This window comes from Streptomyces sp. NPDC044061 (assembly GCF_056434305.1).
Genome location: NZ_JBWKFL010000006.1, coordinates 202,255 through 227,636 on the forward strand (window position 1 = coordinate 202,255; position 25,382 = coordinate 227,636).

Here is a 25,382-nt window from a genome sequence, read left to right on the forward strand (position 1 = left end):
GTGCGACGTCGTGGTTTGCCGGTGCTCGCCCCTTCGGGCACGCGGCGGGCACGCCTGCACGGGTGACATGCGTGCCGCCGCCCAGGGAAACGGGATACGGCGGCTGATCCGTCGGGTAGCTGTGGTGCTACCGACAGCAATGATCGGGATGACTGCGAGGAGATGGCATGGTCAAGGCAGAAGCGATCGTTACTGCTCTGGGCGGCGTTGACAACATCGTCGAGTTCGAGCCCTGCGCGACCCGATTGAGGGTGGAAGTCAAGGACCCCTCCCTCGTCTATGGGGCGGGCTTGAAAGCCGCCGGGGCCATGGGTGTCCTTTGCAGTGGCACTGTGGTTCGTATCATCGTCGGGAGCGAGGCTGACACGATCGCCAGGGACATCGAGGACCTGCTGGAGTAGGCACCCCTCAACCCACCACTCTCCCCGGCTTCCATCCCGGTGCCTGCCGATCCCCCGCCGGAGGCTCTGTCCCGACCGTGGCCCTGCCCGTTCCAGGTCTCGGCTCAGGGCCGTAGCTCGCTGCGGCCCCAGGGGCCGGCCCGCGCCTCGCACGGGCCCTTGACGGTCCGGTCGGGCTCGGTGAGCGCACTGGACAACCGCTTCAGGAGCCGGCCCGCGCTTCGCGCGGGCCCTTCGTGTCCCGCCAGAGACCGGCGATCCCTTCTGGGGGCTCTCAACACGGCCACGAGCAGCGGGGCTTGAGGGGTGCGGGGAACCGCGCGGGAGTCGGGGCGCCGGGATCGATCGGCGCCCCTTTTCCGTCGAGTCCGCCGGCTAGGCGTACGCGCCGATGTCCTTCACGACGGCGAACCCCAGGCCGTACGCGCTCATCCCGCGCCCGTACGCCCCGAGATGCACGCCCGCTTCGGTGGAGCCGGCCAGTACCCAGCCGAACTCCGACTCGCGGTAGTGGAAGGGGGCGGGCACGCCGTCCACCGGGAGGGAGAGGGTGGACCACTCCGGTCCCTCGAGGTCGTCGGCCAGGGCCCACGCCGTCTCCGTCTGCTGCTCCAGCCAGTCGTCGCGCAGGCTGTGGTCCATCTGGCCGGGCCAGGTGAAGGACAGCAGCCCCACACCGGCCAGCCACGCGGCCGAGGAGACCGATGTCGCCTCCAGCAGACCCGTACCGTCGGCGCTCCTCCGGGACGGGTTCGCGGCCACGGTGACCACGACGGCGAACTTCTCCCTGGGCTCGTCCGCCGCGGACGCGGCCACGTGCTCGTTGCGCACGGAGGGCTCGTCGCCGTGCCCGATCGACCCGTGCTCGACGGCACCGTCGGCCGCCATGCCGACCTGCATCAGCCAGCGCGGCCCCGTGAAGGCCTCGTCCAGGCCGTACCACGGGAAAGGCGCCTGCAGGTAGCCGTCGACCGTACGCCGGGCGGAGGCGAACCGCTGTCCGCCCTCCGCGGCCGGCGCCTGCGCGCCCACCCGACTCGTCGTCTCCATCTCCCGGACGCCTCCTCGCTCTCGTCGGACCGGGGCGGCCCGCCCCCCTTCGGGCGTACTCCTCCGGTCCGCACAACAACTCGGCAGCATATCCACACCGCTGGGAGCAGTAGGGAAGCCGCTCGGCGCGTGGGGCGCGTGGGTCGCGCAGGCGGTCTGTTCGGGCCGTGCGCGGCGGGCGCGGCGGGCGCGCGGTATGAAACGCGTCACGTGCGCCGCTGGGCCCCCGGGGCGGGGCCGGTCAGGTGGCGTCCGCGTCGAAGGGCGGACGGTCGTCCTTGCCCGTGTCCTCGGGCTTCTTGGTCATGTCGACGCGCCCACCTGCCGAGGACGGGGACGACGCCTCGCTGTCGCGGCTGTGGACGGAGTCCGTGACCTCGGCCATCTCCTTCTTCAGGTCGAAGCCGTTGCGGATCTCCTTCAGCCCCAGCTCGTCGTTGTCCAACTGCTTGCGCAGGAACGTCTTGGGGTTGAGGTCCTCGAACTCGAAGTCCTTGAACTCGGGCCCGAGCTCGCTGCGGATGTCCTGCTTGGCGCTCTCCGAGAACTCACGGATCTTCCGGATCGTGTTCATCACGTCCTGGATGACCTTCGGGAGCTTGTCCGGACCGAAGACGAGCACGGCGAGCACAATGATCGTCACCAGCTCCAGTGGCCCTATGTCATTGAACACCTGACGCTCCTTGCGATGTCCTCGGTCGCTCAACGGTACCCGTCCCACCTGTCAGACCGGTACCGTCCCGTGGTGAGACTTCTGTCAGTTCTGCTCCGAAGCGCCCAGCACGAGTGAGACCTCCCGCTCGCCGCCGTGTTCGACCGTCAGACGCAGCCGGTCGCCCGGCTCATGGGCCCGGATCCTGACGATGAGTTCCTCACCCGAGTGGACGCGCTGCCCGTCGACCTCGGTGATGACGTCGCCCGCCCTGAGTCCCGCCCGGGCGCCGGGTCCGCCCTTGGTGACGGCCGGGCCGCCGTCCCTGGCCTCGCCGTCGATGCGGGCGCCGTCGCCGGTGTAGCCCATGTCGAGGGTGACGCCGATGACGGGGTGGGTGGCGTGCCCCTTGTTGATCAGTTCCTCGGCGACCCGCCTGGCCTGGTTGACGGGGATGGCGAAGCCGAGGCCGATGGAACCGGCCTGTCCGCTCCCGGAGTCGGAGCCGCTGTCCGCCGAGCGTATGGCGGAGTTGATGCCGATGACCCGGGCCCGGGAGTCGAGGAGGGGGCCGCCGGAGTTGCCGGGGTTGATGGGGGCGTCGGTCTGCAGCGCGTCGACGTACGACACGTCGCTCCCGTCGCCCTTCTCCCCGCCGGCCGTGATGGGCCGTTCCCTGGCGCTGATGATGCCGGCGGTGACGGTGTTGGCCAGGTCGAACGGGGCGCCGATGGCGACGACGGGGTCGCCGACCCGGACGTCGTCGGAGTTGCCGAGCGCCATGGGGGTGAGTCCGTGGACACCGCTGACCTGGACGACGGCCAGGTCGTATCCGCTGTCCCGGCCGACGACCTTGGCCTTGGCGGTGTCGCCGCTGCTGAAGGTCACGGATATCTCGCCGCCGGACGAGGCGGGCTGGACGACGTGGTTGTTGGTGAGGATGTGCCCTCGGGCGTCGAGGACGAAGCCGGTGCCGGTACCCGCCTCGTCGGCCCCGCGCACGTGCAGCGTGACGACGCTGGGCAGGGCCCGCGCCGCGATCCCGGCGACACTGTCCGGCGCCCGCCCGGCGGGCACGCCTCCGGCCCGCGGCAGTTGTACGTCCCCCACACCCTCGCGCTCGACGTAGGCACCGGCGAGCCCGCCGATGCCGCTGGAGACGACGGCGACCAGCAGGGTCCACACCAGCAGCGTCCGCCTGGCCCGCTTCTTCCGCTGCTCCTTCGTGAGCACCGCGGCACCGGTCTGCTGCAGTGGCCCGGGCACGAGGGGCGGCTGCCCGGCATCAGGAACGGCCCAGGGGTCGTAGCGCTGCCAGGGATCACCGACCGGCCCCGGCGGGACGGCGGAGCCCGGCTGCGGCACGGCCGAATCCGGCTGCGGCACGGCGAAGCCCGGCTGCGGCACGGCCGAATCCGGCTGCGGCCCGGCGGAGCCCGGCTGCGGCACGGCGGTGGCCGGGGCTTCGGGTGCCGGGACCGGCTGCTCGGCCGGTGCGTGTGCCGACGGGCCCGCCGGTACGGGCTCCGAGCCGGCCACCGGCGCGGCGGCGGACGCGGGTGGGACCGCGGACGCGGCGGCGGGCGCGGGCGAGGCCGCGGGCGTGGGCGAGGCCGCGGGCGTGGGCGGGGCCGGAGTCGGGTGACTCGGCGTGGGCGGGGCCGGTACTGCCGTGCCCTGTGCCGGTGGGGCTGCCGGGTGCTGGACCGGCGGTGCGGGCGCCCAGGGGCCCGGCTCGCCGTAGGGCGGGGTGCTGTAGGGGTCGGGGTCGTGCAGCGGCGTGGGCCGCTCGACGGGAGGTGCGGCGGCAAGGTCCGCGCCAGTCGGCTCCGCCGGTGCCGGCTCGGCGGTGACGGGATCGGCCGCGACGTCGGTCGCCGCGCCGCCGGGAACGACCGGGGCGGGCTTCGCCAGTTCGAAGTCTCCGTCGGCCGACGGTTCGGCTGCCGCCACCGACGCCTGCTCCCCGTGTTCCCCCTGCTTCCCCGGTGGGACGGACGTCGGGTTCCCCTCGTTCATGCTCTCCCCACGGCTGGCCGCGGCCGCGCGTGCGCGGTGCTCGCGGAACGTCGATTCCGTGCCCGGGTCAGCGCCGCGGGCACGGCTCCACAGGATTCAACCAGGTTCGCGGGTCGGGGCGCAGCGCCAGGTCAGGGCGTCCGGGGAAGAGACGATGAGGAGGGGGAGGAGGGAGGGGAGGGAGGGGCCGGCGAGGCCGAGGGTGCGGGGGTGGTGTCGGGGACGGGGGCGGACAGCAGACCTGGGCCGGTCAGCTGAGGCGCCGCCGGCCAGGAGGCCAGGGAGAACGGCGTGATCTCGCTCAGCGGGCGTATCAGCGGGGAGACGGCGGCAGCGCCGGCCATCACCGGTGCGGTCAGGCCGTGTGCGGCGTTCTGGACCTGTTCGGTGGCCGGGGCCGGCGCTCCGGGCAGCAGCGGTGCGGACATGGAGGTCGGCGCCACGGACGTCTGGCCGAGCAGGCTGCTGCCCTGCTGCAGCGGTCCCACCGAGCGGCGGCGCTGGGACTCGGACGTCGCCGCGCCCGCGCCCGTGCCCGCCGAACGGCTCGGGATCACGTTGCCGCTGCCGGAGCCGCTGCGGGCGTCCGCGGCCACGTCGCCGGGGATGGCGGTGGTCACGCCGCCGAGGGCGAGGGCGGCCAGAGACACGGCGCCGGCTGCGGCGAACGCGAACCGCAGTCCGCGCGAGGTGGAGCGGTCGGCGTCCGGGCGGCCGACGGGATGGATGCGGAAACCGTGCTCCTCGGGAGCGGGAGTGGCGGAATGAGCGGGTCCGGCGGGGGCGTAGCCGAACTCGAAGCGCTCGCCGCGCCTCATCCCGAAGACCCCGGCCTCGGGGTCTCGCCCGAAGAGTCCACCCCCGGGCGCCGGCGTGCCGCCGCCGTCCGGGTCACCTCCCCCGGGAAGGCCCTGGAGGCGGGCCAGGAAGCTCTCGGAGGGAGGCGGCGGGGCCGCCTCGGCGAACACGTTCTTCAGCCGGCGCTGGGCGTCCGCCTCCGCCTTGCACCGGGCACAGGTGGCCAGGTGCGCGAGGACGCGCTCACGCGACTCATGACCGAGCTCTCCGTCCACCAGGGCGGAGAGCCGGTCTCCCAGATGCTGTTCTGCGAGATGCGCAGGTTTCGGCCGAGATCCACTCACGCGGTCGCGCCCCCTCCCCCCAGAGCGGGGACACGGGCCACGAACGAGCGCCGCTCGGCCTTGCGCGCCTCGGGCGACCGGTGGGCGAGGGCCTTGCGGAGCTGGGAGCGGCCGCGGTGGATGCGGGAGCGGACCGTGCCGAGCTTCACGCCGAGGGTGGCGGCGATCTCCTCGTACGACAGTCCTTCGATGTCGCACAGGACGACCGCGGCGCGGAACTCCGGGGCGAGGGTGTCGAGGGCCTGCTGGACGTCGGCGTCGAAGTGGGCGTCGTTGAAGACCTGCTGGGGGGTGGGCTCACGGCTGGGCAGGCGCTCGGCCGCGTCCTCACCGAGGGCGTCGAAGCGGATGCGCTGCTTGCGCCGGACCATGTCCAGGAAGAGGTTGGTGGTGATGCGGTGCAGCCAGCCCTCGAACGTGCCCGGCGAGTACGTCGACAGGGAACGGAAGACACGGACGAAGACCTCCTGGGTGAGGTCCTCGGCGTCGTGCTGGTTGCCCGTGAGGCGGTAGGCGAGCCGGTAGACCCGGCCGCTGTGCGTGCTGACGATCTCCTCCCACGTGGGCGGAGTCCAGGCCTGCCCGTCCGCGTCGGTGGCGAAGGTCGCGGTCTGGGCCTCGGCCGCGGCGAAGCCGGCGGCGTGGCTGTGGTCAGCAGCGGTGTCGGTCACGGATTTCGGCCTGCCCGCCGACCCGAGGAAGCGCCGCAGCGCTCCTCCCCGATCCCCGGGCGCAGCCGCACCTCCCCTGTCGGCTCTGGTGGTGTCCAGTGGAGCCCCTACCATAGCCACCTCGCCCGTTAGCTCCGGATAAGCGGTTTTACGAGAATTTGATACGCGCTGATACGGCTCATACGGCTGCGTCAGCATGTGCTCGGCGTCCTGACCCACCTCTTACCCCCCCGTCGCGTCCCGGCCCACCGGCCCAACCCTTTAAACGCCTGGTCCCATCTGCGGGTTCCCGACGCCAACGGATACAGTCACGCCCAGGCAACCATGGGGACAGGAGAGGGCCATTACCGGCAACCGGCAGACGAGCTGGGCGTTCGCCGACGCCTTTGTCGCCGAGGACGAAGCGCTGCGCTGGGCCCGCGACCGGGCCCGCGAGGCAGGGCTGCGCTCGGTGTCGCCCGGCACGGGCGCCGCGCTGCGACTGCTCGCCGCCTCCGTGGACGCGAAGGCGGTCGCGGAGATCGGCACCGGCTGCGGGGTGTCCGGAATCCATCTGCTGCACGGCATGCGCCCCGACGGGGTGCTCACCACGGTCGACCCGGAGCCGGAGCACCAGCAGTTCGCCCGGCAGGCCTTCCGTGCCTGCGGCTTCGCCAGCAACCGGGCCCGTTTCATCCCCGGCCGCGCCCTGGACGTGCTGCCCCGGCTCGCGGACGCCGGCTACGACCTCGTCTTCTGCGACGGGGACCGGCTGGAGTACTCCGACTACCTCGCTGAATCGTTGCGCCTGCTGCGTCCGGGCGGCCTGGTCGTCTTCGAGGGCGTCTTCGCCAACGGCCGAACGGTCGACTCGGGGCCGCAGCCCACCGAGGTGCTGCGGCTGCGCGAGCTGCTGCGCACGGTACGGGAGACCCAGGAGCTGGTGACCTCGCTGCTGCCGGTGGGCGACGGCCTGCTGTGCGCCGTCAAGCGGTGACCTCCGGGGCGCAAGGGCAAGCGGTGACCCACGGGGCGCAAGGTCCCGGGAACGCGACCGCCCCGGCACCGCATGCGATGCCGGGGCAGCCGGAAGGACAGGAGCGCCCGCGCGTCAGACGACGACCTTCTTGAGGGCGTCGCCGAGCGCCTCGGCCTCGTCAGGGGTCAGCTCGACGACGAGTCGACCGCCGCCTTCGAGCGGAACGCGCATGACGATGCCCCGCCCCTCCTTGGTCACCTCGAGCGGGCCATCGCCCGTCCGCGGCTTCATGGCCGCCATGCTCGTTCCCCTTCCTGAAACCAGGCTCATCGTCTGCCGACGGCCCCGGGAGGGCAACCCGCGTTCCGGAACGGACGCGTGACACCGGCATCGAACACATTGCTTCCAAGCCATTATCCCGCATCTCAGGACCCGATGACCAACATCAGTCGGCATCGCTTGGGCAACGCGCGCGAGCAAAACCACTCAATTCGGGGATGTGGCTGCGATACTGCGCCACCTCGCGGACGCCGCCGGACCGGCTCCGCGCCATTTTTCTTTGACGCAGGTCACACGTCGGGTCCGACCCTCGGGCGGCGATCTCCGCCATGCTGTCCTTCGGACAGCGACGTACTGAGCGGTACGTCACCCGCACCGACACCCGAGGGGATGCGCCATGGCCGACACCGTGCTCTACGAGGTGAGCGACGGACTCGCGACGATCACGCTGAACCGCCCCGAGGCGATGAACGCGCTGAACATCGCGACCAAGGTCGCCCTCCGGGAGGCGGCGGAATCCGCGGCCGGGGACACGGCCGTACGGGCGATCCTGCTGACCGCCGCCGGGGACCGGGCGTTCTGTGTGGGCCAGGACCTCAAGGAGCACATCGGACTGCTGGTGTCGGACCGCGAGACGGGGTCCGGGCAGACGATGAGCACGGTCAAGGAGCACTACAACCCGATCGTGAAGGCGCTGACCGGGGCGCCGAAGCCGGTGGTCGCCGCGGTGAACGGGGTGGCGGCCGGGGCGGGCTTCGGCTTCGCGCTCGCCGCGGACTACCGGGTGGTGGCCGAGACGGCGGCCTTCAACACCTCCTTCGCGGGCGTCGCGCTGACCGCGGACTCCGGCATCTCCTGGACGCTGCCCCGGGTGGTCGGCCCGGGCCGCGCCGCCGACCTGCTGCTCTTCCCGCGCAGCATCAGCGCCCAGGACGCGCTGGAGCTGGGCATCGCCAACCGGCTGGTGCCCTCCGCCGAGCTGCGCACCGAGGCCGAGAAGGTGGCCCGTGCGCTGGCCGAGGGTCCGACGGTGGCCTACGCGGCGATCAAGGAGGCGGTGGCCTACGGCATGACGCACTCCCTCGCCGAGACCCTGGAGAAGGAGGACGAACTCCAGACGCGGGCGGGCCGGTCCGAGGACCACACGATCGCCGTCCAGGCGTTCGTGAACAAGGAGAAGCCGAAGTACCTGGGGCGGTGACGCGCCGCGGGGAACCGCGGATCGGTCGTGGCCGGTCGCGCCCCGCGGCGGCGCCGCATGTCGGCGCAGCCCCGTGTCGTTACGAGGCGCTTCTGGCCACGCACGTCTCCAGGTGGTCGTTGACCAGCCCGCAGGCCTGCATCAGCGCGTAGGCCGTCGTCGGGCCGACGAACCTCAGGCCCCGCTTCTTCAGCGTCTTCGACAGGGCCGTGGACTCCGGGGTGACCGCGGCGACGTCGCCGAGGGTCTTGGGGACCGGCAGACCGGCCGGGTCGGGGGCGTGGGACCAGATCAGCTCGTCCAGTTCACCCTCCGCCCAGTCGGCGAGCACGCGCGCGTTGGCCAGCGTGGCGTCGATCTTGGCGCGGTTGCGGATGATGCCCGGGTCGGCCAGCAGCCGCTCGCGGTCCTCGTCCGTGAAGGCGGCGACCTTCTCGATGCGGAAGCCGGCGAAGGCCGCGCGGAAGCCCGCGCGACGGCGCAGGATCGTGATCCAGGACAGGCCCGACTGGAAGGCCTCCAGGCTGATCCGCTCGAAGAGGGCGTCGTCGCCGTGGACCGGGCGGCCCCACTCCTCGTCGTGGTACGACACGTAGTCCTCGGTGGACAGGGCCCACGGGCAGCGCAGCACGCCGTCGGGCCCGGCGAGGGCGGTTCCGTCGCTCACCGCTGGTCCTCGGGGTGATCGTGCTTCTCCAGGCGGGCGTGCGCGGCGGCGGCCCGGGCGCCGGTCAGCGCGGACTCCAGGTCGGCGATACGGGCGTCCCGCTCGGCGAGTTCGGCGGCGAGACGGCCGAGGGCGTCGTCGACGTCCGCCATGCGGTAGCCGCGCGGGGCGAGCGCGAAGCGCAGGCTCTCCACGTCCGCCCTGTGGACCGGGCGGTCCGGGGGCAGCGGGTCCTGCAGCCGCTCCGGAGCCGCCTCCGGCAGCGGGCCGCTCTCGCCGCCGCCCACCACGGCGAGTGTCACCGCGCCCACCACGACGGCGAGGGCGACGACCAGGAACAAGAACATAACCATCGCTAGAGGTCCCCACGCTCGATGTGCCGGACGCTGTGCCGGAAGCCGATTCTGCCTGGGACCGATCGTGCCATGCGAGTCTGACAGTTAGGGTCGCAGGCGGCCGTACTGCGGAAAGTACTAGGAGAGGTCACAGCGGATGCTCAGGCTGGGCAAGCGGGAATTCGGGCCGCACGAGCCGGTGATCATGGCGATCGTGAACCGGACCCCGGACTCCTTCTACGACCAGGGGGCCACGTTCCGCGACGAGCCGGCGCTCGCTCGCGTGGAGCAGGCCGTGGCCGAGGGCGCCGCGATCGTCGACATCGGCGGGGTGAAGGCCGGGCCGGGCGAGGAGGTCACGGCCGAGGAGGAGGCGCGGCGCACGGTCGGGTTCGTCGCGGAGGTACGGCGCCGCTTCCCGGACGTGATCATCAGTGTGGACACCTGGCGGGCCGAGGTCGGCGAGGCGGTGTGCGAGGCGGGGGCGGACCTGCTGAACGACGCGTGGGGCGGGGTCGACCCGGGTCTCGCGGAGGTCGCCGCGCGCCACGGGGTGGGACTGGTGTGCACGCACGCGGGAGGGGCCGAGCCGCGTACCCGGCCGCATCGTGTGACGTACGACGACGTCGTGGCCGACATCCTGGAGGTGACCCTGGGGCTGGCGGAGCGCGCCGTGTCGCTGGGGGTGCCCCGGGAGTCGGTGCTGATCGATCCCGGGCACGACTTCGGGAAGAACACGCGGCACAGTCTCGAGGCGACGCGGCGGCTGGACGAGATGGTCGCCACCGGGTGGCCGGTGCTGGTGTCGCTGTCCAACAAGGACTTCGTGGGCGAGACGCTGGACCGGCCGGTCAAGGAGAGGCTGATCGGGACGCTGGCGACCACGGCGGTGTCGGCGTGGCTCGGGGCACAGGTGTACCGGGTGCACGAGGTGGCCGAGACACGTCAGGTGCTCGAGATGGTGGCGTCGATCGCCGGCCACCGGGTGCCCGCGGTCGCCAGGCGGGGATTGGCCTGACACCGCGGACTCCGCCCCCGGACCCCGTCTTCGGCCCACCCCTCTCGGCCGCCTGCGGGGCTCAGCGGAAAACTGCGGCCCCACCGGCCCGGCGGCGGGCCGGTGGGCTTGCCGTCAGCGGCCTGCCTCCTTGGAGACCAGGGCCACCGCCTCCTCCACGTCGTCCGTGACGTGGAACAGCAGCAGGTCCTTCTCGGCCGCCTTGCCCTGCGCGATCACCGTGTTCTTCAGCCAGGTCACCAGGCCGCCCCAGTACTCGGTGCCGAACAGGACGATCGGGAAGCGGGTCACCTTCTGGGTCTGGACCAGGGTGAGGGCCTCGAAGAGTTCGTCCAGCGTGCCGAGGCCGCCCGGCAGCACCACGAAGCCCTGCGCGTACTTCACGAACATCATCTTGCGGACGAAGAAGTAGCGGAAGTTCAGGCCGATGTCGACGTAGGGGTTCAACCCCTGCTCGAAAGGAAGTTCGATACCGAGGCCCACCGAGGTGCCGCCCGCCTCGCACGCGCCCTTGTTGGCCGCCTCCATGGCACCGGGGCCGCCGCCGGTGATCACGGCCCAGCCGGCCCCCACCAGCCCGCGCCCGAGCCGCACGCCCGCGTCGTACTCCGCGGAGTCCACGGGCGTACGCGCGGAGCCGAACACGCTGATGGCGGGCGGGAGTTCGGCCAGCGTGCCGAAACCCTCGATGAACTCCGACTGGATCCGAAGGACGCGCCAGGGGTCGGTGTGGACCCAGTCCGTGGGGGCGCGCTCGTCCAGGAGCCGCTGGTCCGTCGTGCTGGGCGTGACCTGTCCGCGCCGTCGGAGGACCGGTCCGAGCCGCTGCTCGTCCGGCGGCTGCTTCTTCCCCTCGGGGTTCCCGGTAGCCATGTGCGCTCCCTCCGCTTGCCGGTAGTTCGACCTCAGCGTAGATCTACGCGGGTTACGGAGGGGGGACGTGGGCATGTCCGGTGTGCAGCGCCGGGCGGCGCGGCCCTATGCGGTGAGCCAGTTCCGCAGGCGCTCCTCGCCCGCGAGGATCTTCGCCACCTCGACGCGCTCGTCGCGCTTGTGCGCCAGATGCGGGTTGCCCGGGCCGTAGTTGACGGCGGGGACGCCGAGCGCGGAGAAGCGGGAGACGTCCGTCCAGCCGTACTTGGGCTGCGGGGTGCCGCCCACCGCCTCGATGAAGGCGGCCGCGGCCGGGTGGGAGAGGCCGGGCAGCGCGCCGGGGCTGTGGTCGTCGACCACGAACTCCTCCACCCCGCAGTCCGCGAACACCTCGTGGACGTGGGCGATCGCCTCCTCCTCGGTGCGGTCCGGGGCATAGCGGAAGTTGACCGTCACCACGCACTCGTCGGGGATGACGTTGCCCGCCACTCCCCCGGAGATGCCCACCGCGTTCAGGCCCTCGCGGTACTCCAGGCCGTCGATGACCGGCCAACGGGCCTCGTAGGAGGCCAGCCGGGCGAGGACGGGGGCGGCCGTGTGGATGGCGTTGGATCCCATCCAGCCGCGCGCCGAGTGGGCCCGTTCGCCCCTGGTCCTCAGCAGCACCCGCAGCGTGCCCTGGCAGCCGCCCTCGACCTGGCCGTCGGAGGGCTCCAGCAGGACCGCGAAGTCGCCCCGCAGCCATTCCGGGTGGTCCTCGGCCACGTGCCTGAGGCCGTTCAGCTCGGCGGCGACCTCCTCGTTGTCGTAGAACACGAAGGTCAGGTCGCGGTTGGGCGCGGGGACCGTCGCCGCGATGCGCAGCTGCACCGCCACCCCGGACTTCATGTCGCAGGTGCCGCACCCCCACAGCACGCCGTCCTCGTCCAGCCGGGACGGCACGTTGTCCGCGATCGGCACCGTGTCGATGTGGCCGGCCAGGATCACCCGCTCGGCGCGGCCCAGGTTCGTACGCGCGATCACGTTGTTGCCGTACCGGTCCACCGTCAGGTGCGGCAGGGCGCGCAGGGCGGTCTCGATCGCGTCGGCGAGGGGCTTCTCGGTACCGCTCTCAGAGGGGAAGTCCACGAGCCGCGCGGTGAGCGCCGCGGCGTCCAGCGTGAGGTCAAGCGAGGTGTCGGCCATGCTCCCGACCCTAGTGCCCCGGCACTGGGGTGCCGGTTCGGCGCCCCCGTGCGCTGCGCTCCCCGGACCCGCCGCGAGGGCCGGAAGGGGCTCCAGTACCTTGTACGCGTGTCAGAGCCGTCCCCCATTCGCCCCAAGCGTCGCGGCCGCCTCCTGCGTTTCGGCGCGGCCCTGCTGGTCCTGTGCGCAGTCGGCGCCTATCTCGTGGTGCAGTACGTCACCGGGGGCGGGGGAGCGCGCGGCTGCAAGGTGGTCTCCAACGCGGGGGACGGGGCGTCGTACGAGTTCACGCCCGAGCAGGCGGTGAACGCGGCGACGATCGCCGCGGTCGGCACCGGGCGGGGTATGCCCGAGCGGGCGGTGACCATCGCACTGGCGACCGCCGTCCAGGAGTCGGGACTGCGCAACATCGAGCACGGCGACCGGGATTCCCTGGGCCTGTTCCAGCAGCGGCCCTCGCAGGGCTGGGGCACCGAGCGGCAGATCATGGACCCGGCGTACGCGGCCGGCATCTTCTACGCGCACCTGGCCAAGGTGCCGGACTACACGAAGCTGCCGCTGACGGTGGCCGCGCAGCGGGTGCAGCGCAGCGGCTACCCGGAGGCGTACGCCAAGCACGAGCCGGACGCCAGGCTGCTGGCCGCGGCGCTGACCGGGCAGGCCGCGGGCACACTGACCTGCGACGGGCGCCCGGGGAGCACCGCCGAGGCGACCGGGCCCGACGCGGTGCGCGCCGCGCTGGTCCGGGACTTCGGGCGGGACGCCCTGCAGGAGACGGGTGCGGAGGTGGGCGGTACGGCGGTGCCGTCGCCGTCGCCCTCCCCGAGCGTCACCGCCACCGCGCACGGGCGGACCGTGACCGTGCCAGTGCCCCAGGGCGCGAAGACCGACGCGACCGGGCGAGGTGAGCGGCAGCGGGGCTGGCAGCTGGCGCACTGGGCCGTGGCCAACTCCTCGGCGCTGCACATCCAGCGGGTGTCGTACGCGGGGCGGGACTGGACCGCCGGAAACGGCGGCGGCGCGTGGCACACGACCGCCTCGCAGGGTGCCGGGGGCGCGGAGAAGTCCGTGGGTGCGGTCCGGATCGTGACCGGACAGTAGTACGGGGTCTCACTCGGCCGGGTTGTACGACTTCCGGGTGCTCGGCTTCTCCGCAGGCCTGCGGCAAGGTTCCCGAATCCCTTGGAAATCAAGGGCGGTAAGGATTCTGCTGGGGCGCGGGCGGGCACTCTTTGCCCATTTTTATCCACAACCGATAATGCGATGCGTTATCCATTCTTTACCTTCGGCGTCCGCAACCTTCGTCGGCCTCGAGCGGTAGTCACGGCGTCCGAGTACGGACGACATCACCGTTCCCTCCCGTCGAATGGAGCATCATGTCCCTCCCTCTGACCCGCCGGATCGCCCGTGCCGCGCTGCTCGTCGCAGCGGGAGCGGCCGCCGGGGTCGGTGCGGCCGGCTCTGCCGGCGCGGCCACGAACCTGCCGGCGGCCACCCCGAACGTCGGCGGTCTGACCGCCCTGGACGGGGCGCAGGTCGGCAACACCGTCGACGGTGCGACGCAGAAGGTCGCCGGTCTCGCGGGCAACGCGGGCGGCAAGGCGGTCCAGCAGGCGGTGCCGGGCGCGGGCAAGACCGGCGGCGGTGCCGTGAAGAAGGTGACGCCCACGGCGCAGCGAGTCGCCGGGGTCGCGGGGGGTGTCCTCGGCGAGACCGCGGCCACCGCGGCGCAGGGTGGGCTGCCGACGGACGCGCTCACCAAGGGCGGGCTGCCCACCGCGTCCCTGCCGACCAAGGGGCTGCCCACCGCGTCCCTGCCCGCCAAGGGGCTGCCGCTGGGCGGCTGAGGCCGCTCACGCCGACGGACCCGGGGAGTTCCCCGGGCCCGTCGACTTTGCGTGCGCGAACGCTGGCGGCCTACGCCGTCAGGCGTTCCACCGCCGCCCGGACGCGTTCGTCCGTCGCGGTCAGCGCCACGCGTACGAACGTCTCGCCCGCCTCGCCGTAGAAGTCGCCCGGAGCCACCAGGATGCCGAGGTCGGCCAGGTGGGCCACCGTCCGCCAGCAGGACTCGTCCCGGGTGGCCCACAGGTAGAGGCTGGCCTCGCTGTGCTCGATGCGGAAGCCGTGCCGCAGGAGGGCCTCGCGCAGGGCCGTGCGGCGGGCCGCGTAGCGCTCGCGCTGGAGACGGACGTGCTCGTCGTCGCCCAGGGCCGCCACCGCCGCCGCCTGCGTCGGCGCCGAGGTCATCATGCCGCCGTGCTTGCGGATCTCCAGCAGGGGGCCGAGGACCGCCGGGTCGCCCGCCAGGAACGCGGCGCGGTAGCCGGCCAGGTTGGAGCGCTTGGAGAGGGAGTGGACGGCCACGATGCCGTCGTAGGAGCCGCCGTTGACGTCCGGGTGCAGGACCGAGACCGGGTCGGCCTCCCAGCCCAGCTCGAGGTAGCACTCGTCGGAGACGAGGAGCACGCCGTGCTCGCGGGCCCAGGCGACGATCCCGGTCAGCTCGTCCTTGGACAGGACCTTGCCGGTCGGGTTGGACGGCGAGTTCAGCCAGAGAAGCCTGAGGTTCGCCGGGTCCAGCTCGCGCGGGTCGTCGTAGACCTCGTACTCGGCGCGGGCCAGACGGGCGCCGACCTCGTAGGTCGGGTAGGCCAGGCGCGGGTGAGCCACCTTGTCGCCGGGGCCGAGGCCCAGCTGGGTCGGCAGCCAGGCGACCAGCTCCTTGGAGCCGACGACCGGCAGGACGTGGCGGTGGGTGACCTCGCGGGCCCCCAGGCGGCGCTCCAGCCAGCCGGTGATCGCGTCACGCAGCGCGGGGGTGCCCCAGACCGTCGGGTAGCCCGGCGAGTCGGCCGCGTCGATCAGGGCCTTCTGGATCAGGTCGGGAACCGGGTCGACGGGCGTGCCGACGGAGAGGTCGACGATCCCGCCGGGGTGGGCAGCGGCCGTCTTCTTGTACGGCTCCAGCTTGTCCCACGGGAAGGTGGGCAGACGATCGGAGACTGCGGACACGGAAGTTGCTCGCTTTCGTCGGTGCGGCAAACGCCTCGGTCCCGTACGGCCGTGATCGAGGCGATCGGGCCGTACGGGACCGAGGCGGCGCTGTTGCGGGCCGCTAGGCCGTCTGAACGGTCACTCGCCCTGCGGCGGCAGCGCGGCGATGAAGGGGTGGTCCCGCTCGATCAGGCCCAGCTTGCTGGCGCCGCCTGGGGAGCCGAGCTCGTCGAAGAACTCGACGTTCGCCTTGTAGTAGTCCTTCCACTCCTCCGGAGTGTCGTCCTCGTAGAAGATCGCCTCGACCGGGCAGACCGGCTCACACGCACCGCAGTCGACGCATTCGTCCGGGTGGATGTACAAGGACCGCTGGCCCTCGTAGATGCAGTCGACCGGGCACTCCTCGATGCACGCCTTGTCCTTCACGTCGACACAAGGCTGCGCGATGACGTAGGTCACGCTGTCGTTCCTCCTCGATAGGGCGCTGGCGGGCCTCCTCAGGCTCCGCCGCCTGGCGCGCGGGAGCGCGGCGTCGTCGATGCCCGCCCCTAGTATCTCCGTTCTGGGGCACGATCCGAACAGGAGGGGTGAACTGACCAGTGGAAATCTCGGCGCACGGACGCCTCGAGGTTCGTATCACCGCTGCTGACGTGGGCAAACGAGTCTCCGTACGGCGCTTGAACGAACCTGGAGCCGCAGCGGAGAAGTTCACCGACACGGTGGGTGTTCTCACATCATGGGACGACGGCGTGCTCATGATCACACGGCGAGACGGGCAGAGTGTCCGGATCGCGGAGTCCGCCCTGGTCGCGGGCAAGGTGGTGCCGGCCGCTCCGGCGCGCCGCCGGGGGCCGGCGGCGAGCTGTCCGGAGCTGGCGCGCGTCGCCTCGCGCGCGTGGCGGCCGCTGGAGAGCGAGCGGCTCGGCGAGTGGGAGCTGCGCGCGGCCCAGGGGTTCACCCGGCGGGCCAACAGCGTGCTGCCGCTCGGTGATCCCGGTCTTCCGCTCGACGCGGCCCTGGACGCCGTACGGCGCTGGTACGGCGGACGCGGCCTGCCCGCCTACGTACAGACCGCCACTGGCGCCGAGGGCGCGCAGGAGCTGCTCTGCGCGGAGCTGGAGCGGCGCGGCTGGGTGCGGGAGGTGACCGCCGAGCTGTGGATCGGCGCCCTGGCGCCGCTCGCGGACCAGGCCGAGGGTGCCGGGGTGGTGCTGTCCCGGGAGGCGGACGAGGCATGGCTCTCCCGTTACAAACGCAAAGGTGTGAGCGAAGTGGCCCTGCGGGTGCTCGGCAGCGGACCCTCGGTGTGGTTCGCGACCGTCCCCGGGGAGAGCGAGGACGCGCCGGTGGCGGCCATCGGGCGGTGTGTCGTGGACGGTCGCTGGGCGGGGTTCGCCGCCGTCGAGGTCGACCCCGCCCGGCGCCGGCAGGGGCTGGCCACCGAGGTGATGGCCGCGCTGGCCCGGCGGGCACTGGACGAGGGCGCCTCGGCGGCCTGGCTGCAGGTGGAGGACGACAACGAGGGCGCGCGCACGCTGTACGCCCGCCTCGGCATGGCCCCGCACCACGCCTACCACCACTATCGGGAACCGGACACATCCGGCGCCGGGCGGTCGTAGAAACCCCTGTGAAAGGGCATGAGCCAGGCATGCGGCCCCCTCGTCTTCCGCCCCCGTATCCGCCCCCGCCGGAACGGTCCGCCGAGTTGCGGCGACGGTTCGGGGAGGAGGCACGGTCCGAGCGGCCCGATCTGTCGGCCATGTGCCTGCTGATCGGCGCGGAGGCGGACGGCTCGCTGGACGAGACCGGCATCGACGTGGCCCAGCTGGAGCTGGACCGGCTGGCCGGGGAGCTGCCGTTCCGTCCGGGTGGCCCGCACCGGTGGGCGGAGGCGGTGTGCCGGCTGCTGGGCGAGTGCTACGCGTTCCACGGCTCCCCGGCCGACTACCAGCGGCTGGAGTCCTCGCTGCTGCACGAGGTGCTGCGGCGGCGGCGCGGGCTGCCGATCCTGCTGTCGGTGGTGTGGATGGAGGTCGCGCGGCGGGCGGGGGCGCCGGTGTACGGGGTCGCGCTGCCCGGACACTTCGTGGTCGGGTTCGGGCCCGCGGAGGAGCAGGTGCTGGCCGATCCGTTCGACGGGGGGCGGGTGCTGACCGGGACGGATGCCGAGCTGCTGGTGGCGGGGGCCACGGGGGCGCCGCTCCAGCCCTCCATGCTGGTGCCGGCGGAGCCGCTGGAGGTCGTGCAGCGGATCCTGAACAACATCCGGGCGTGGGCCGCCGCCCGGCCCGAGCGGTCGGATGTCGCGCTGCAGGCCGTGGAGCTCAGCCTGCTGCTGCCCTCGCATCCGGCCCGGCTGCGCTACGAGCGGGGACAACTGCTGGTGCAGCAGGGCGAGTTCGTGGCGGGAGCCGCGGAGCTGGACGCCTATGCACACCTGATCGAGGTCGTCGACGAACCGGCGGCACAGCGGGTGCGGCAGCAGGCCGGCACGGCCCGGGCGATGCTCAACTGACGTGCCCGCGCGGGACGGGTGCGCGCGCCTCGCTCACCCGGACGCGCGGCACGCCGCGCCCCGCGTCACAGCCAGCCCTTCTCCCGGGCGATCCGCACCGCCTCCGCCCGGTTGCGCACCGCGAGCTTCTGGATGGCCGTGGAGAGGTAGTTGCGGACCGTGCCCTGGGACAGGTGCAGGGCCGTGGCCAGTTCCGCGTTGGTGGAGCCGTCGGCCGCCGCGCGGAGCACCTCGCGTTCCCGGTCGGTGAGCGGGTTGGCGCCCTCGGCCAGCGCGGCCGCGGCGAGCGTGGGGTCGATGACCCGCTCGCCGGCCAGCACCTTGCGCACCGCGGCGGCGAGTTGGGCGGCGGGCGCGTCCTTGACGAGGAAGGCGTCGGCGCCCGCCTCCATGGCGCTGCGCAGATAGCCGGGGCGGCCGAAGGTGGTGAGGACGACGAGCTTGACCGCCGGGTGCTCCCGGTGCACCTGGGCCGCCGCCTCGATGCCGGTGCAGCCGGGCATCTCGATGTCGAGCAGCGCCACGTCCACGCCGTGCGCGCCGACGGCCGCCAGCACCTCGTCGCCACGCGCGACCTGGGCGACGACCTCGATGTCGTCCTCGAGGCCGAGCAGGGCGGCCAGCGCCTCGCGCACCATCGACTGGTCCTCGGCGAGGAGGACCTTGATCACGCTCGTCATGCCCCGGATACTACGTCCGCCCCGGGGACCGCGGGCACCCGGGCGACCAGCCGGAATCCGTGCCTGAGCCGGCCCGTCTCCAGCGTGCCGCCCGCCTTCTCCAGGCGCTCGGTCAGGCCGGTCAGACCGTTGCCGGGACCCTTGCCCGAGGCGCCGGACCCGTTGTCCTCGACGGAGAGTTCGAGCATCTGGCCGTCCAGGGTCTGGCGGCGCAGGAGCTGTACGACGCACCGGTCGGCGCCGCTGTGCCGGACCACGTTGGTGACCGCCTCGCGCAGCGCCCAGGCGAGGGTGGCCTCGCCCTCCTCGGGGACGCCGTCGAGGTCGGGTTCCGCGGGCACCTCGGCCACCACCCCGGCGGCGGTGAGCGCGATCTGGGAGCCGGCGAGTTCGGCGGCGAGACGGGGACGGCGGTAGCCGGTGACGGCCTCGCGGACGTCCACCAGGGCCTGCCGGCTGACCTGTTCGATGTCGGCGACCTGCTGGGCCGCCTTGTCGGGATGGCCGGGCAGCATCCGGCCGGCCAGCTCGCTCTTCAGCGTGATCAGGGACAGCGAGTGGCCGAGCAGGTCGTGCAGGTCGCGGGCGAGGCGCAGCCGCTCCTCGTTGGCAGCGAGCTGGGCTACGGTGGCCCGGGCCTTGCGCAACTCGACGGTCGTGCGGACCAGTTGTCCGACCCCGACCATCGCGAACCCGATGAGCACCACGAGCACCAGCAGGCCGCGCGCCTCCTTCTCGTCGGCGTGCAGGCCGGTGACGTACATCAGGACGCCCGCCGCCGGGACGGCCCAGTAGGCCGCCCGGACCGGCAGGGTCGCCCCGCAGGCCACCGAGAGGTAGACGAAGAGTCCCAGCCAGGCGCCGCCGAGGCTGTACGCCAGCGCGGGGGCGAGAACGCCGAGGAGCACCAGCAGGAGAACCACGACCCGCCCGGAGAAGGGCCGGCCCATGTTGCGGAAGACCAGGCTCAGGTAGGCCGCGACGAAGACGGTGAGGCCGAGCGCGCCGGCCACGGTGGCGCGGGTGGTGTGGCCGCCGTCGACCAGGTCCTCGATCGGTGAGCTGAGGAAGACCAGCCAGACGCCGATCCACAGCAGCTTGACCTTCAGTTCCCGCCGGTTGCCGGGGGTCCGGCCCATGGTCACGTCCCCCGTGGTACCGGCCGTCCGGTCTTCCGTCATCGTGCTCACGCCTTCAGCGTGTCCTTCCGGTACAGCCAGGCCGCCCCGCCCGCGAAGAGGACGAAGGAGGCGACGAGGATGGCGATGTCCTGGGCGTGCGGGGCCTGGCTCTGCTCGATGGCCCGCCCCAGAGCAGCGTACGCGTGCGTGGGCAGCCACTCGGCGATGTCCTGGAGCCACTGCGGGAAGGTGGTGGAGGGCATCCACAGGCCGCCGAGGATCGACATGCCGAAGTAGATGATCATGGTGATGGGACGGACCGCGTCCCCGGAGGCGACGTACCCGATGGCGACGCCGAGCGCGGCGAAGACGAGGCTGCCGGCCCAGATGACGCCGGTGAGGGCGAGCCACTGCCAGGCATCGAGGCGGACGGACTTCACGGTCGCCGCGACGACGAACACCACGATGATCGACGGCAGGCTCACCACGGCGGCGCCGGCGGTCTTGGCGAGGACGTAGCCGCGCCCGGGCAGCGGGGTCAGTCGCAGCTGCCGCACCCAGCCGCTCTCGCGCTCCTTGGCGATGCGCTCGCTGTTGCCCATCAGGACCGCCGTCAGGGCGCCGAAGGAGGCCATGGAGACCATCAGGTAGGTGGCGACGGTCAGGCCGCTGTCGCCGACCTTCTGGCCCGAGCCGGAGCTGCTGGAGAAGATCAGGTAGATGAACGAGGGGTAGAGCACCGAGAAGAACAGGAACTTCTTGTTGCGCAGGGCGCGGGTCAGCTCGAGCTTGATCAGGGAGTTCATGACTGCTTGGCCTCCTCGGCCTCCGTGATGGCGACGAAGGCCTGTTCCAGGCCGAGCCCGGCGACCTCGAGGTTGCGGGGGTAGACGCCGAGGCCGTACAGGGCGTGGACGGTCGCGTCGGCGTCGGAGGACTGGATGCGGACCGTCTGGCCCGACACGTCGATCGAGGTGAGGAACGGCAGGGCGCCCAGGGCCGCCTCGTCGATCTCCCCCTCCAGGTCGAAGGAGACCCGGCGGGCGCCCGCCTTGGCCTTGATCTCGGCCGCCGTGCCGTCGGCGAGGAGCCGGCCGCGGTGCAGCACGAGCACCCGGTCGGCGATGGCGTCGGCCTCTTCCAGGTAGTGGGTGGCGAACAGGACCGTGCGGCCCTGGTCGGCCTGCTCGCGCATGGTGGCCCAGAAGGCCTGGCGCGCGGAGACGTCCATGCCGGTGGTGGGCTCGTCCAGGACGATCAGGGCGCTGTCGCCGGCGGTGGCGAGGGCGAACCGGACGCGCTGGGCCTGGCCGCCGGAGAGCTTGTTGACCTTGCGGTCGGCGATCTGCGCGATGCCCGCGCGGGCGAGCACGTCGGCGGCCTTGTACGGCTTCGGGTGCAGCGAGCAGGCCAGCTTCACCAGCTCGGCGACGGTGACGTCGTCCATCAGCCCGCCGCTCTGCAGCATGGCACCGACCCGCCCGGCGACGATCGCCTCGCGCGGGCTGGTGCCGAACACGCCGACCGTGCCCGCGTCGGGTTGCTTGAGCCCCAGCAGGAGGTCGAGGGTGGTGGACTTGCCGGCGCCGTTCGGGCCGAGAAGGGCGACGGTCTCCCCCGGGTACAGCCGGAGCGAGAGCCCGTCGACGGCCCGCACGCTCCCGTACGTCTTGGTCACCTGGTCGAACCCGACCACCGGGGTGGTGGTGGCCGGTGCCGCTGTCGTTGTCATGCCCACCATGCTGGCCGAGCGCACCCGGTGCCCGGCAGTGTCGGCGGTCCCGAGAGCCGGATGACAGATGTCATGCCCCCGGGGTGACACGACGGCAGGGGGGGCGCCCGGCGGGCGCCCCCCCGTGCGGTCGCGCTAGTTCGGGTTCGTGTCGATGACCGCGGCCCGGTTGGTCCTGCTCGTCAGGGCCTGGCGGAGGGCGACGTAGACGTCCTCGGGCGTGACGGCCGTCTTCTTGCCGTTGGCCCGGGTGATCAGCACACCGTCGAAGGTCTGGCCGTAGAGCTTCTTGAGGGCGGCCAGGTCCGGGGCGTCGGCCAGCTTGCCGCCGTCGACGGCCTTCACCCGGAGGAACTTCCACAGCGAGTTCTGCGGGCTGAACGCGATCATGTGGGCCGCGTCCGTCTGGACGGTGACCTTGGCCGACATCGCCGGCTCGGCGAAGGCCTTCATCTCGCGGTCGACCTCGCCGTTCGCGACCGTCGGCTGCTTGGTCGTCGTCGGCACGGTGACCGGGGTCGCCGTATTGGTCTCCACCAGCGTGCGGTAGGCCTGTTCGACCGCCTGGGTCGACTGGGCCGCGTCGATGGCCTTGCCCGCCTTGCCGTAGACGGCCACGGCCTTGCCGGCCTGGAACGTGATGCCGCCCTCGGTGACCGAGCCGGAGCCGCCGCCGGACTGCTGCAGCGCGGCCTGGAGCTTCTCCTCGTCCACCGGCATGGCCGGCTCGATCTCCCGCTTCTGCCCGAAGAGGGAGCCGATGACCGAGACCGGGTTGTAGTCGCTCTTGGCGGCCTCGCTCACCGTGGCCGCGTAGTCGAACTGCAGGCCCGCGTTGTCCGGCGTGAGGGACACCGTGCTGCCGCCCACGGACAGCTTCAGCGGCTTGTGCACGCGGCTGCCGAAGGCGTCGTCCAGCTTCTTGACGGCGTCGTCACGGGTGCCGCCGCCGATGTCGACGCCGAGCACGGTGGTCCCCTTGGGCACGTCGGTGTGGTTCATCAGCAGCCCGGCGCCGTAGGCACCGCCCGCGACGAGGAACACACCGACGCCGAGCAGCACGAGCTTGCTGCGGCCCTTCTTCTTCGGCTTGGCCGCCGCCTTGGGCCGGGGGGCCGGGTCGGGCAGCTTGGGTGCCGTGTGCGGCACCGGCCCCTCAGGGTGCGCGCCGGGGCCGAACGGGGCGTTCCCGGCGGACGGGACGACCGGGATGCCGCTGGTGACGGTGTGCCCGGAGACGTTGTCCGGGGAGCGGTAGCCGGACGGGCCCGGCTCGGGAGCCGGCTTCTGCGGGGTGAGGATCGCGGTGTCGTCGCTGAGACCGCCGCCGGGGCCCGGGAAGGCGCCCGCGCCGAGCGGGCCTGCGGACCGGCCGCCTCGGCCGTCGGCGCCGCCGGGCAGCGGGTGGCTTCCGGTGTCACCGGGCAGGCGGTGGCTGCCGGTGTCGCCGTAGCCGCCGGGGCTGTCGAAGGCCTCGCCGGGGGTCCGGTCCAGGTCGCTGAGCGCACTGCGCGGAGCGGCCGGCGGGACGAGCGTTCCGTCTCCGGTGACCGGGCCGCCGGTGGGGCCCGCCGGGCCCTGCGGGCCGCGGCCGCCCTGGCCGTTCGGCCCGTTGAAGGGGCCGCCGTTGCCGTTCGCACCGCTCGCCCCGGCGCCGCCGCTGCCGCCGAAGCCGCTCTGTGCGCCGCCCTCCGAGAAGTACGGCAGGTCGTCGCGGCTCGGTTCGCCGCCGGGCGCACCGGAGCGGGAGCCCAGCGGGCCCGCGGCGAGCGCCTCGGTCACGTCGAAGGAGCCGGTGCCGCCGCCGTGCCCCGGGGCGACGGGGCCACCGGTGGCGCTGGGCAGGCCCGAGCCCTTGGTACCGCCGGGCGCGCTCATGGAGCCGACGACGCCGCCGGGGCGGCCGCCGCCGGGGCGTGCGCCAGTGGCACCGGCCGCGCCGGGGGCACCCGGACCGCCCGCCCGGGTGGCGGGTGTGGCGGGCGTGCTGGGCCCCGCCGGGGCGGCGGAGGAACCGCCGGGCATCCCGGCCCCGTTCGTGCCGCCGCCGCCCTGACCGCCCTTGGGGGCGCCGGACTTGCGGGGCGCGAACCAGTCGCTGGTCTTCTCCTCGGCCTGCGGAGCGGGCTCGGCGGGGGGTTCGACGGTGCCGGGGGAGGTCGCGGCGGGGGGAGCCGGCCGCGTCTCCGCGCCCGCGTCGTCCCCGGTGCTCTCGGTCTCCCCGACGGGCTTGCGCACGACGACCGGCGGGATGGGCCGCGATCCGGGGATGTTGATCCGGATCCGGGTCGTCAGCGTGGTCTCGGTCTTGCGTTCCTCCGGTCGCGCGGCCGAACGGCCCGCGTCCGCCCCGGCCTCGGAGGCCACGGGGGTTCCGTACGGCGGCGTCCCGGAGGGGTATGCGGCTCCCCCGGTCCCGTTGGGCCCGGAGGACGGAGTGTCAGTTTCACGACTCAAGGCAGGTTCTCCCGGTTGGCTCCGCCGCCCGTTACGACCTCAGCGGGCAGCTCGGCGGCGCGCACCACCATACTGGCCACGTCTGGCGCGCATCCCATGACCGCCGAGGAAACCCACACCGGACTCGCACGTGCGCCGCACGGCGAAGTGGTACGTCACTTGCCAAGTCGGGCAGGACCGCCCCCGGGTTGCCGCCCGGGGCCAAGGGTGGCGCAGATCACAGCAAGTGCCATGCCGCCGAACAGGAAGAGGTACGAACCGCCGCCGGCGCCGAACAGGAAGTCGCCCTCGGGACGGCTGGCGGTGAGCAGGACGACGGCGACGATCCAGCCGGCCACCGGCGCGACCGCCCCGCCCCGCCCGCCGAGCGCGTACGCCCCGCCGAGGAACAGCCCGGCGGCGCCCGCGAGGGCGAGCAGCAGGCCGCCCGGGAACCAGGCGGCCTGGACCAGGGCCCCGGCGAGCCCGACGATCGCGCCGAGCACGAAGAGTCCGACGTAGGCGGCGATCCGCCCGGCCGAGGGGCGCTGCAGCGGCTGGGCGAGCATCGAGCCGCGTCCGGTGGTGCTCATGACGCCTCCGCGGTGACACCGGCGAACAGGTCGCTCTCCCCGGGCCGCGCCTCGCCGCTCACCAACTCGTAGTACTCGGTGCTGAACAGCGGCTGGGCCAGTTCGTTGGAGAGCGCGAAGTAGGGCTCGGCCACGTCGATCTGGGTGGCGTGGGCGCGCATCGCGGCGGCCTTGGCGGAGGCGTACGCGCTGCCGTCGATCGCGGTGGTGATCCGCTCGTCGTCGACCACGCCCGGTACGTCGGCCACGGTGGCGCTCTTGGCGAACGGGAGGGTGGGCAGCTCGTCCTGGAGGCGGTCGAAGGCGGCCTCGACGACGGAGCGCGGGACCCGGTTCCAGTAGACCTTCTGGATGCGGTGGCCCCGTTCGGCCGCGAGTTCGACGGCGCGCATGGCGACACGGTGGGCCTGGATGTGGTCCGGGTGGCCGTAGCCGCCGTTGTCGTCGTAGGCGACGAGTACCTGCGGGCGGATCTCGAGGATCACCTCCGCGAGCGCCGCGGCGGCCTCGTCCAGGTCGGCCTGCCAGAAGCAGGCGGGGTCCTCGTTGTCGGCAATGCCCATCATGCCGGAGTCGCCGTAGCGGCCGGCGCCGCCGAGCAGCCGGGAGTCCGCGACGCCCAGCTCGCGCAGGGCCGCGGCCAGCTCCTCGCGCCGGTGCGCGCCCAGGGCGGCCCCGGTCAGGTGCCGCAGTCCTGGCGGGATGACCTCGCCCCGCTCGCCCAGGGTGCAGGTGACCAGGGCCACGTGGGCACCCTCGGCCGCGTACCTGGCCATGGTCGCGCCGTTGTTGATCGACTCGTCGTCCGGGTGCGCGTGCACCAGCAGCAGACGCCGGGAGGGCGGTTCCGTCATGGG

The 25,382-nt window shown here is 72.9% G+C and carries 27 protein-coding genes; 8 read left to right on the plus strand and 19 right to left on the minus strand.

Annotated elements, in window-relative coordinates:
- Nucleotides 1–167 precede the first annotated feature (167 nt).
- The gene (locus AC07CM_RS12340) at nucleotides 168–401 is read left to right on the plus strand and encodes a PTS sugar transporter subunit IIB (RefSeq protein WP_478876300.1); all 234 of its coding nucleotides are present in this window, start codon (nucleotides 168–170) and stop codon (nucleotides 399–401) included.
- A gap of 375 nt (nucleotides 402–776) precedes the next feature.
- On the opposite strand, the gene AC07CM_RS12345 is transcribed toward AC07CM_RS12340, so the two are convergent.
- The 5 genes from AC07CM_RS12345 to sigE all read right to left on the minus strand — a co-directional run bounded on the left by AC07CM_RS12345 (nucleotide 777) and on the right by sigE (nucleotide 6,049).
- The gene (locus tag AC07CM_RS12345) at nucleotides 777–1,451 is read right to left on the minus strand and encodes a hypothetical protein (RefSeq protein ID WP_478876301.1); all 675 of its coding nucleotides are present in this window, start codon (nucleotides 1,449–1,451) and stop codon (nucleotides 777–779) included.
- Between the two features lie 241 nt (nucleotides 1,452–1,692).
- Nucleotides 1,693–2,124 carry a sec-independent translocase gene (locus AC07CM_RS12350; protein ID WP_478876302.1) on the minus strand — a complete coding sequence of 144 codons (432 nt, stop codon included), beginning with the start codon at nucleotides 2,122–2,124 and terminating at the stop codon, nucleotides 1,693–1,695.
- Nucleotides 2,125–2,208: 84 nt separating this feature from the next.
- Complete coding sequence (locus AC07CM_RS12355; RefSeq protein WP_478876303.1) at nucleotides 2,209–4,122, minus strand: S1C family serine protease; 1,914 nt, start codon at nucleotides 4,120–4,122, stop codon at nucleotides 2,209–2,211.
- A 131-nt stretch (nucleotides 4,123–4,253) separates the two neighbouring features.
- On the minus strand, nucleotides 4,254–5,264 hold the full coding sequence (locus tag AC07CM_RS12360) for an anti-sigma factor family protein (RefSeq protein ID WP_478876304.1): 1,011 nt from the start codon (nucleotides 5,262–5,264) through the stop codon (nucleotides 4,254–4,256).
- A complete protein-coding gene (gene sigE / locus AC07CM_RS12365) occupies nucleotides 5,261–6,049 on the minus strand; it encodes an RNA polymerase sigma factor SigE (protein ID WP_478876305.1) in 789 nt (262 codons plus the stop codon). The genes AC07CM_RS12360 and sigE overlap by 4 nt, the downstream gene beginning before the upstream one ends.
- Nucleotides 6,050–6,212: 163 nt before the next feature.
- Here sigE and AC07CM_RS12370 point away from each other — a divergent pair, with 163 nt between their 5' ends.
- Complete coding sequence (locus AC07CM_RS12370; protein WP_478876442.1) at nucleotides 6,213–6,911, plus strand: O-methyltransferase; 699 nt, start codon at nucleotides 6,213–6,215, stop codon at nucleotides 6,909–6,911.
- Between the two features lie 114 nt (nucleotides 6,912–7,025).
- Here AC07CM_RS12370 and AC07CM_RS12375 read toward each other — a convergent pair whose 3' ends face one another.
- On the minus strand, nucleotides 7,026–7,193 hold the full coding sequence (locus AC07CM_RS12375; RefSeq protein ID WP_018544333.1) for a DUF3117 domain-containing protein: 168 nt from the start codon (nucleotides 7,191–7,193) through the stop codon (nucleotides 7,026–7,028).
- A gap of 376 nt (nucleotides 7,194–7,569) precedes the next feature.
- On the opposite strand from AC07CM_RS12375, the gene chcB reads away from it, so the two are divergent.
- Nucleotides 7,570–8,373: a 2-cyclohexenylcarbonyl CoA isomerase gene (gene chcB / locus AC07CM_RS12380; RefSeq protein ID WP_478876306.1), complete on the plus strand. Its 804-nt coding sequence runs from the start codon at nucleotides 7,570–7,572 to the stop codon at nucleotides 8,371–8,373.
- 79 nt (nucleotides 8,374–8,452) lie between these two features.
- Here the strand turns inward: chcB and AC07CM_RS12385 are convergent, their stop codons facing one another.
- Both AC07CM_RS12385 and AC07CM_RS12390 read right to left on the minus strand, forming a co-directional pair.
- Nucleotides 8,453–9,040 carry a DNA-3-methyladenine glycosylase I gene (locus AC07CM_RS12385; protein WP_478876307.1) on the minus strand — a complete coding sequence of 196 codons (588 nt, stop codon included), beginning with the start codon at nucleotides 9,038–9,040 and terminating at the stop codon, nucleotides 8,453–8,455.
- The gene (locus AC07CM_RS12390) at nucleotides 9,037–9,393 is read right to left on the minus strand and encodes a DivIVA domain-containing protein (protein WP_478876308.1); all 357 of its coding nucleotides are present in this window, start codon (nucleotides 9,391–9,393) and stop codon (nucleotides 9,037–9,039) included. The genes AC07CM_RS12385 and AC07CM_RS12390 overlap by 4 nt, the downstream gene beginning before the upstream one ends.
- A gap of 139 nt (nucleotides 9,394–9,532) precedes the next feature.
- Between AC07CM_RS12390 and folP the strand changes: the two genes are divergently transcribed.
- A complete protein-coding gene (gene folP, locus AC07CM_RS12395; RefSeq protein WP_478876309.1) occupies nucleotides 9,533–10,393 on the plus strand; it encodes a dihydropteroate synthase in 861 nt (286 codons plus the stop codon).
- A gap of 114 nt (nucleotides 10,394–10,507) precedes the next feature.
- Here folP and AC07CM_RS12400 read toward each other — a convergent pair whose 3' ends face one another.
- Both AC07CM_RS12400 and dapE read right to left on the minus strand, forming a co-directional pair.
- Nucleotides 10,508–11,266 (minus strand): LOG family protein, encoded by a 759-nt coding sequence (locus AC07CM_RS12400; RefSeq protein ID WP_478876310.1) that lies wholly within the window; start codon nucleotides 11,264–11,266, stop codon nucleotides 10,508–10,510.
- Between the two features lie 105 nt (nucleotides 11,267–11,371).
- Entirely contained in the window at nucleotides 11,372–12,451 is a 1,080-nt protein-coding gene (gene dapE, locus AC07CM_RS12405) for a succinyl-diaminopimelate desuccinylase (RefSeq protein ID WP_478876311.1), read from the minus strand.
- Between the two features lie 108 nt (nucleotides 12,452–12,559).
- Between dapE and AC07CM_RS12410 the strand changes: the two genes are divergently transcribed.
- Both AC07CM_RS12410 and AC07CM_RS12415 read left to right on the plus strand, forming a co-directional pair.
- Nucleotides 12,560–13,552: a heavy metal transporter gene (locus tag AC07CM_RS12410; protein WP_478876312.1), complete on the plus strand. Its 993-nt coding sequence runs from the start codon at nucleotides 12,560–12,562 to the stop codon at nucleotides 13,550–13,552.
- Nucleotides 13,553–13,827: 275 nt separating this feature from the next.
- A complete protein-coding gene (locus AC07CM_RS12415) occupies nucleotides 13,828–14,298 on the plus strand; it encodes an ATP-binding protein (protein ID WP_478876313.1) in 471 nt (156 codons plus the stop codon).
- A 70-nt stretch (nucleotides 14,299–14,368) separates the two neighbouring features.
- Here AC07CM_RS12415 and AC07CM_RS12420 read toward each other — a convergent pair whose 3' ends face one another.
- Nucleotides 14,369–15,466, minus strand: coding sequence for a bifunctional succinyldiaminopimelate transaminase/glutamate-prephenate aminotransferase (locus AC07CM_RS12420; RefSeq protein WP_478876314.1), 1,098 nt, complete (start codon nucleotides 15,464–15,466; stop codon nucleotides 14,369–14,371).
- Between the two features lie 120 nt (nucleotides 15,467–15,586).
- Nucleotides 15,587–15,907, minus strand: a complete 321-nt coding sequence (fdxA, locus tag AC07CM_RS12425; protein ID WP_018561461.1) for a ferredoxin — start codon at nucleotides 15,905–15,907, stop codon at nucleotides 15,587–15,589.
- A 140-nt stretch (nucleotides 15,908–16,047) separates the two neighbouring features.
- Between fdxA and AC07CM_RS12430 the strand changes: the two genes are divergently transcribed.
- Both AC07CM_RS12430 and AC07CM_RS12435 read left to right on the plus strand, forming a co-directional pair.
- Nucleotides 16,048–17,067, plus strand: coding sequence for a GNAT family N-acetyltransferase (locus AC07CM_RS12430; RefSeq protein ID WP_478876315.1), 1,020 nt, complete (start codon nucleotides 16,048–16,050; stop codon nucleotides 17,065–17,067).
- A 29-nt stretch (nucleotides 17,068–17,096) separates the two neighbouring features.
- Nucleotides 17,097–17,963: a transglutaminase family protein gene (locus AC07CM_RS12435; protein ID WP_478876316.1), complete on the plus strand. Its 867-nt coding sequence runs from the start codon at nucleotides 17,097–17,099 to the stop codon at nucleotides 17,961–17,963.
- A 65-nt stretch (nucleotides 17,964–18,028) separates the two neighbouring features.
- Here the strand turns inward: AC07CM_RS12435 and AC07CM_RS12440 are convergent, their stop codons facing one another.
- The 7 genes from AC07CM_RS12440 to mshB form a co-directional block, all read right to left on the minus strand.
- Nucleotides 18,029–18,643, minus strand: a complete 615-nt coding sequence (locus AC07CM_RS12440) for a response regulator (protein ID WP_478876317.1) — start codon at nucleotides 18,641–18,643, stop codon at nucleotides 18,029–18,031.
- The gene (locus AC07CM_RS12445; protein ID WP_478876443.1) at nucleotides 18,640–19,824 is read right to left on the minus strand and encodes a sensor histidine kinase; all 1,185 of its coding nucleotides are present in this window, start codon (nucleotides 19,822–19,824) and stop codon (nucleotides 18,640–18,642) included. The genes AC07CM_RS12440 and AC07CM_RS12445 overlap by 4 nt, the downstream gene beginning before the upstream one ends.
- Before the next feature lie 5 nt (nucleotides 19,825–19,829).
- Nucleotides 19,830–20,570: an ABC transporter permease gene (locus tag AC07CM_RS12450; RefSeq protein WP_478876318.1), complete on the minus strand. Its 741-nt coding sequence runs from the start codon at nucleotides 20,568–20,570 to the stop codon at nucleotides 19,830–19,832.
- Nucleotides 20,567–21,496, minus strand: a complete 930-nt coding sequence (locus tag AC07CM_RS12455) for an ABC transporter ATP-binding protein (protein WP_478876319.1) — start codon at nucleotides 21,494–21,496, stop codon at nucleotides 20,567–20,569. The genes AC07CM_RS12450 and AC07CM_RS12455 overlap by 4 nt, the downstream gene beginning before the upstream one ends.
- A gap of 135 nt (nucleotides 21,497–21,631) precedes the next feature.
- The gene (locus AC07CM_RS12460) at nucleotides 21,632–23,953 is read right to left on the minus strand and encodes a hypothetical protein (RefSeq protein ID WP_478876320.1); all 2,322 of its coding nucleotides are present in this window, start codon (nucleotides 23,951–23,953) and stop codon (nucleotides 21,632–21,634) included.
- Nucleotides 23,954–24,108: 155 nt separating this feature from the next.
- Nucleotides 24,109–24,525, minus strand: coding sequence for a DUF6113 family protein (locus AC07CM_RS12465; RefSeq protein ID WP_478876321.1), 417 nt, complete (start codon nucleotides 24,523–24,525; stop codon nucleotides 24,109–24,111).
- On the minus strand, nucleotides 24,522–25,379 hold the full coding sequence (mshB, locus tag AC07CM_RS12470) for an N-acetyl-1-D-myo-inositol-2-amino-2-deoxy-alpha-D-glucopyranoside deacetylase (RefSeq protein WP_478876322.1): 858 nt from the start codon (nucleotides 25,377–25,379) through the stop codon (nucleotides 24,522–24,524). Before mshB ends, AC07CM_RS12465 begins: the two co-directional genes overlap by 4 nt.
- Nucleotides 25,380–25,382 lie beyond the last annotated feature (3 nt).

What these genes read in the sequence shown, in the direction of transcription:
- chcB (WP_478876306.1), top strand. Translation starts at nt 7,570, where the DNA reads ATGGCCGACACCGTGCTCTACGAGGTGAGCGACGGACTCGCGACGATC.
- AC07CM_RS12455 (WP_478876319.1), bottom strand. Translation starts at nt 21,496, where the DNA reads ATGACAACGACAGCGGCACCGGCCACCACCACCCCGGTGGTCGGGTTC.
- AC07CM_RS12355 (WP_478876303.1), bottom strand. Translation starts at nt 4,122, where the DNA reads ATGAACGAGGGGAACCCGACGTCCGTCCCACCGGGGAAGCAGGGGGAA.
- AC07CM_RS12340 (WP_478876300.1), top strand. Translation starts at nt 168, where the DNA reads ATGGTCAAGGCAGAAGCGATCGTTACTGCTCTGGGCGGCGTTGACAAC.
- AC07CM_RS12435 (WP_478876316.1), top strand. Translation starts at nt 17,097, where the DNA reads ATGCGGCCCCCTCGTCTTCCGCCCCCGTATCCGCCCCCGCCGGAACGG.
- sigE (WP_478876305.1), bottom strand. Translation starts at nt 6,049, where the DNA reads ATGGTAGGGGCTCCACTGGACACCACCAGAGCCGACAGGGGAGGTGCG.
- AC07CM_RS12415 (WP_478876313.1), top strand. Translation starts at nt 13,828, where the DNA reads ATGTCCCTCCCTCTGACCCGCCGGATCGCCCGTGCCGCGCTGCTCGTC.
- mshB (WP_478876322.1), bottom strand. Translation starts at nt 25,379, where the DNA reads ATGACGGAACCGCCCTCCCGGCGTCTGCTGCTGGTGCACGCGCACCCG.
- AC07CM_RS12400 (WP_478876310.1), bottom strand. Translation starts at nt 11,266, where the DNA reads ATGGCTACCGGGAACCCCGAGGGGAAGAAGCAGCCGCCGGACGAGCAG.
- AC07CM_RS12375 (WP_018544333.1), bottom strand. Translation starts at nt 7,193, where the DNA reads ATGGCGGCCATGAAGCCGCGGACGGGCGATGGCCCGCTCGAGGTGACC.
- AC07CM_RS12450 (WP_478876318.1), bottom strand. Translation starts at nt 20,570, where the DNA reads ATGAACTCCCTGATCAAGCTCGAGCTGACCCGCGCCCTGCGCAACAAG.
- AC07CM_RS12465 (WP_478876321.1), bottom strand. Translation starts at nt 24,525, where the DNA reads ATGAGCACCACCGGACGCGGCTCGATGCTCGCCCAGCCGCTGCAGCGC.
- AC07CM_RS12345 (WP_478876301.1), bottom strand. Translation starts at nt 1,451, where the DNA reads ATGGAGACGACGAGTCGGGTGGGCGCGCAGGCGCCGGCCGCGGAGGGC.
- folP (WP_478876309.1), top strand. Translation starts at nt 9,533, where the DNA reads ATGCTCAGGCTGGGCAAGCGGGAATTCGGGCCGCACGAGCCGGTGATC.
- dapE (WP_478876311.1), bottom strand. Translation starts at nt 12,451, where the DNA reads ATGGCCGACACCTCGCTTGACCTCACGCTGGACGCCGCGGCGCTCACC.
- AC07CM_RS12440 (WP_478876317.1), bottom strand. Translation starts at nt 18,643, where the DNA reads ATGACGAGCGTGATCAAGGTCCTCCTCGCCGAGGACCAGTCGATGGTG.
- AC07CM_RS12390 (WP_478876308.1), bottom strand. Translation starts at nt 9,393, where the DNA reads ATGGTTATGTTCTTGTTCCTGGTCGTCGCCCTCGCCGTCGTGGTGGGC.
- AC07CM_RS12445 (WP_478876443.1), bottom strand. Translation starts at nt 19,824, where the DNA reads ATGACGGAAGACCGGACGGCCGGTACCACGGGGGACGTGACCATGGGC.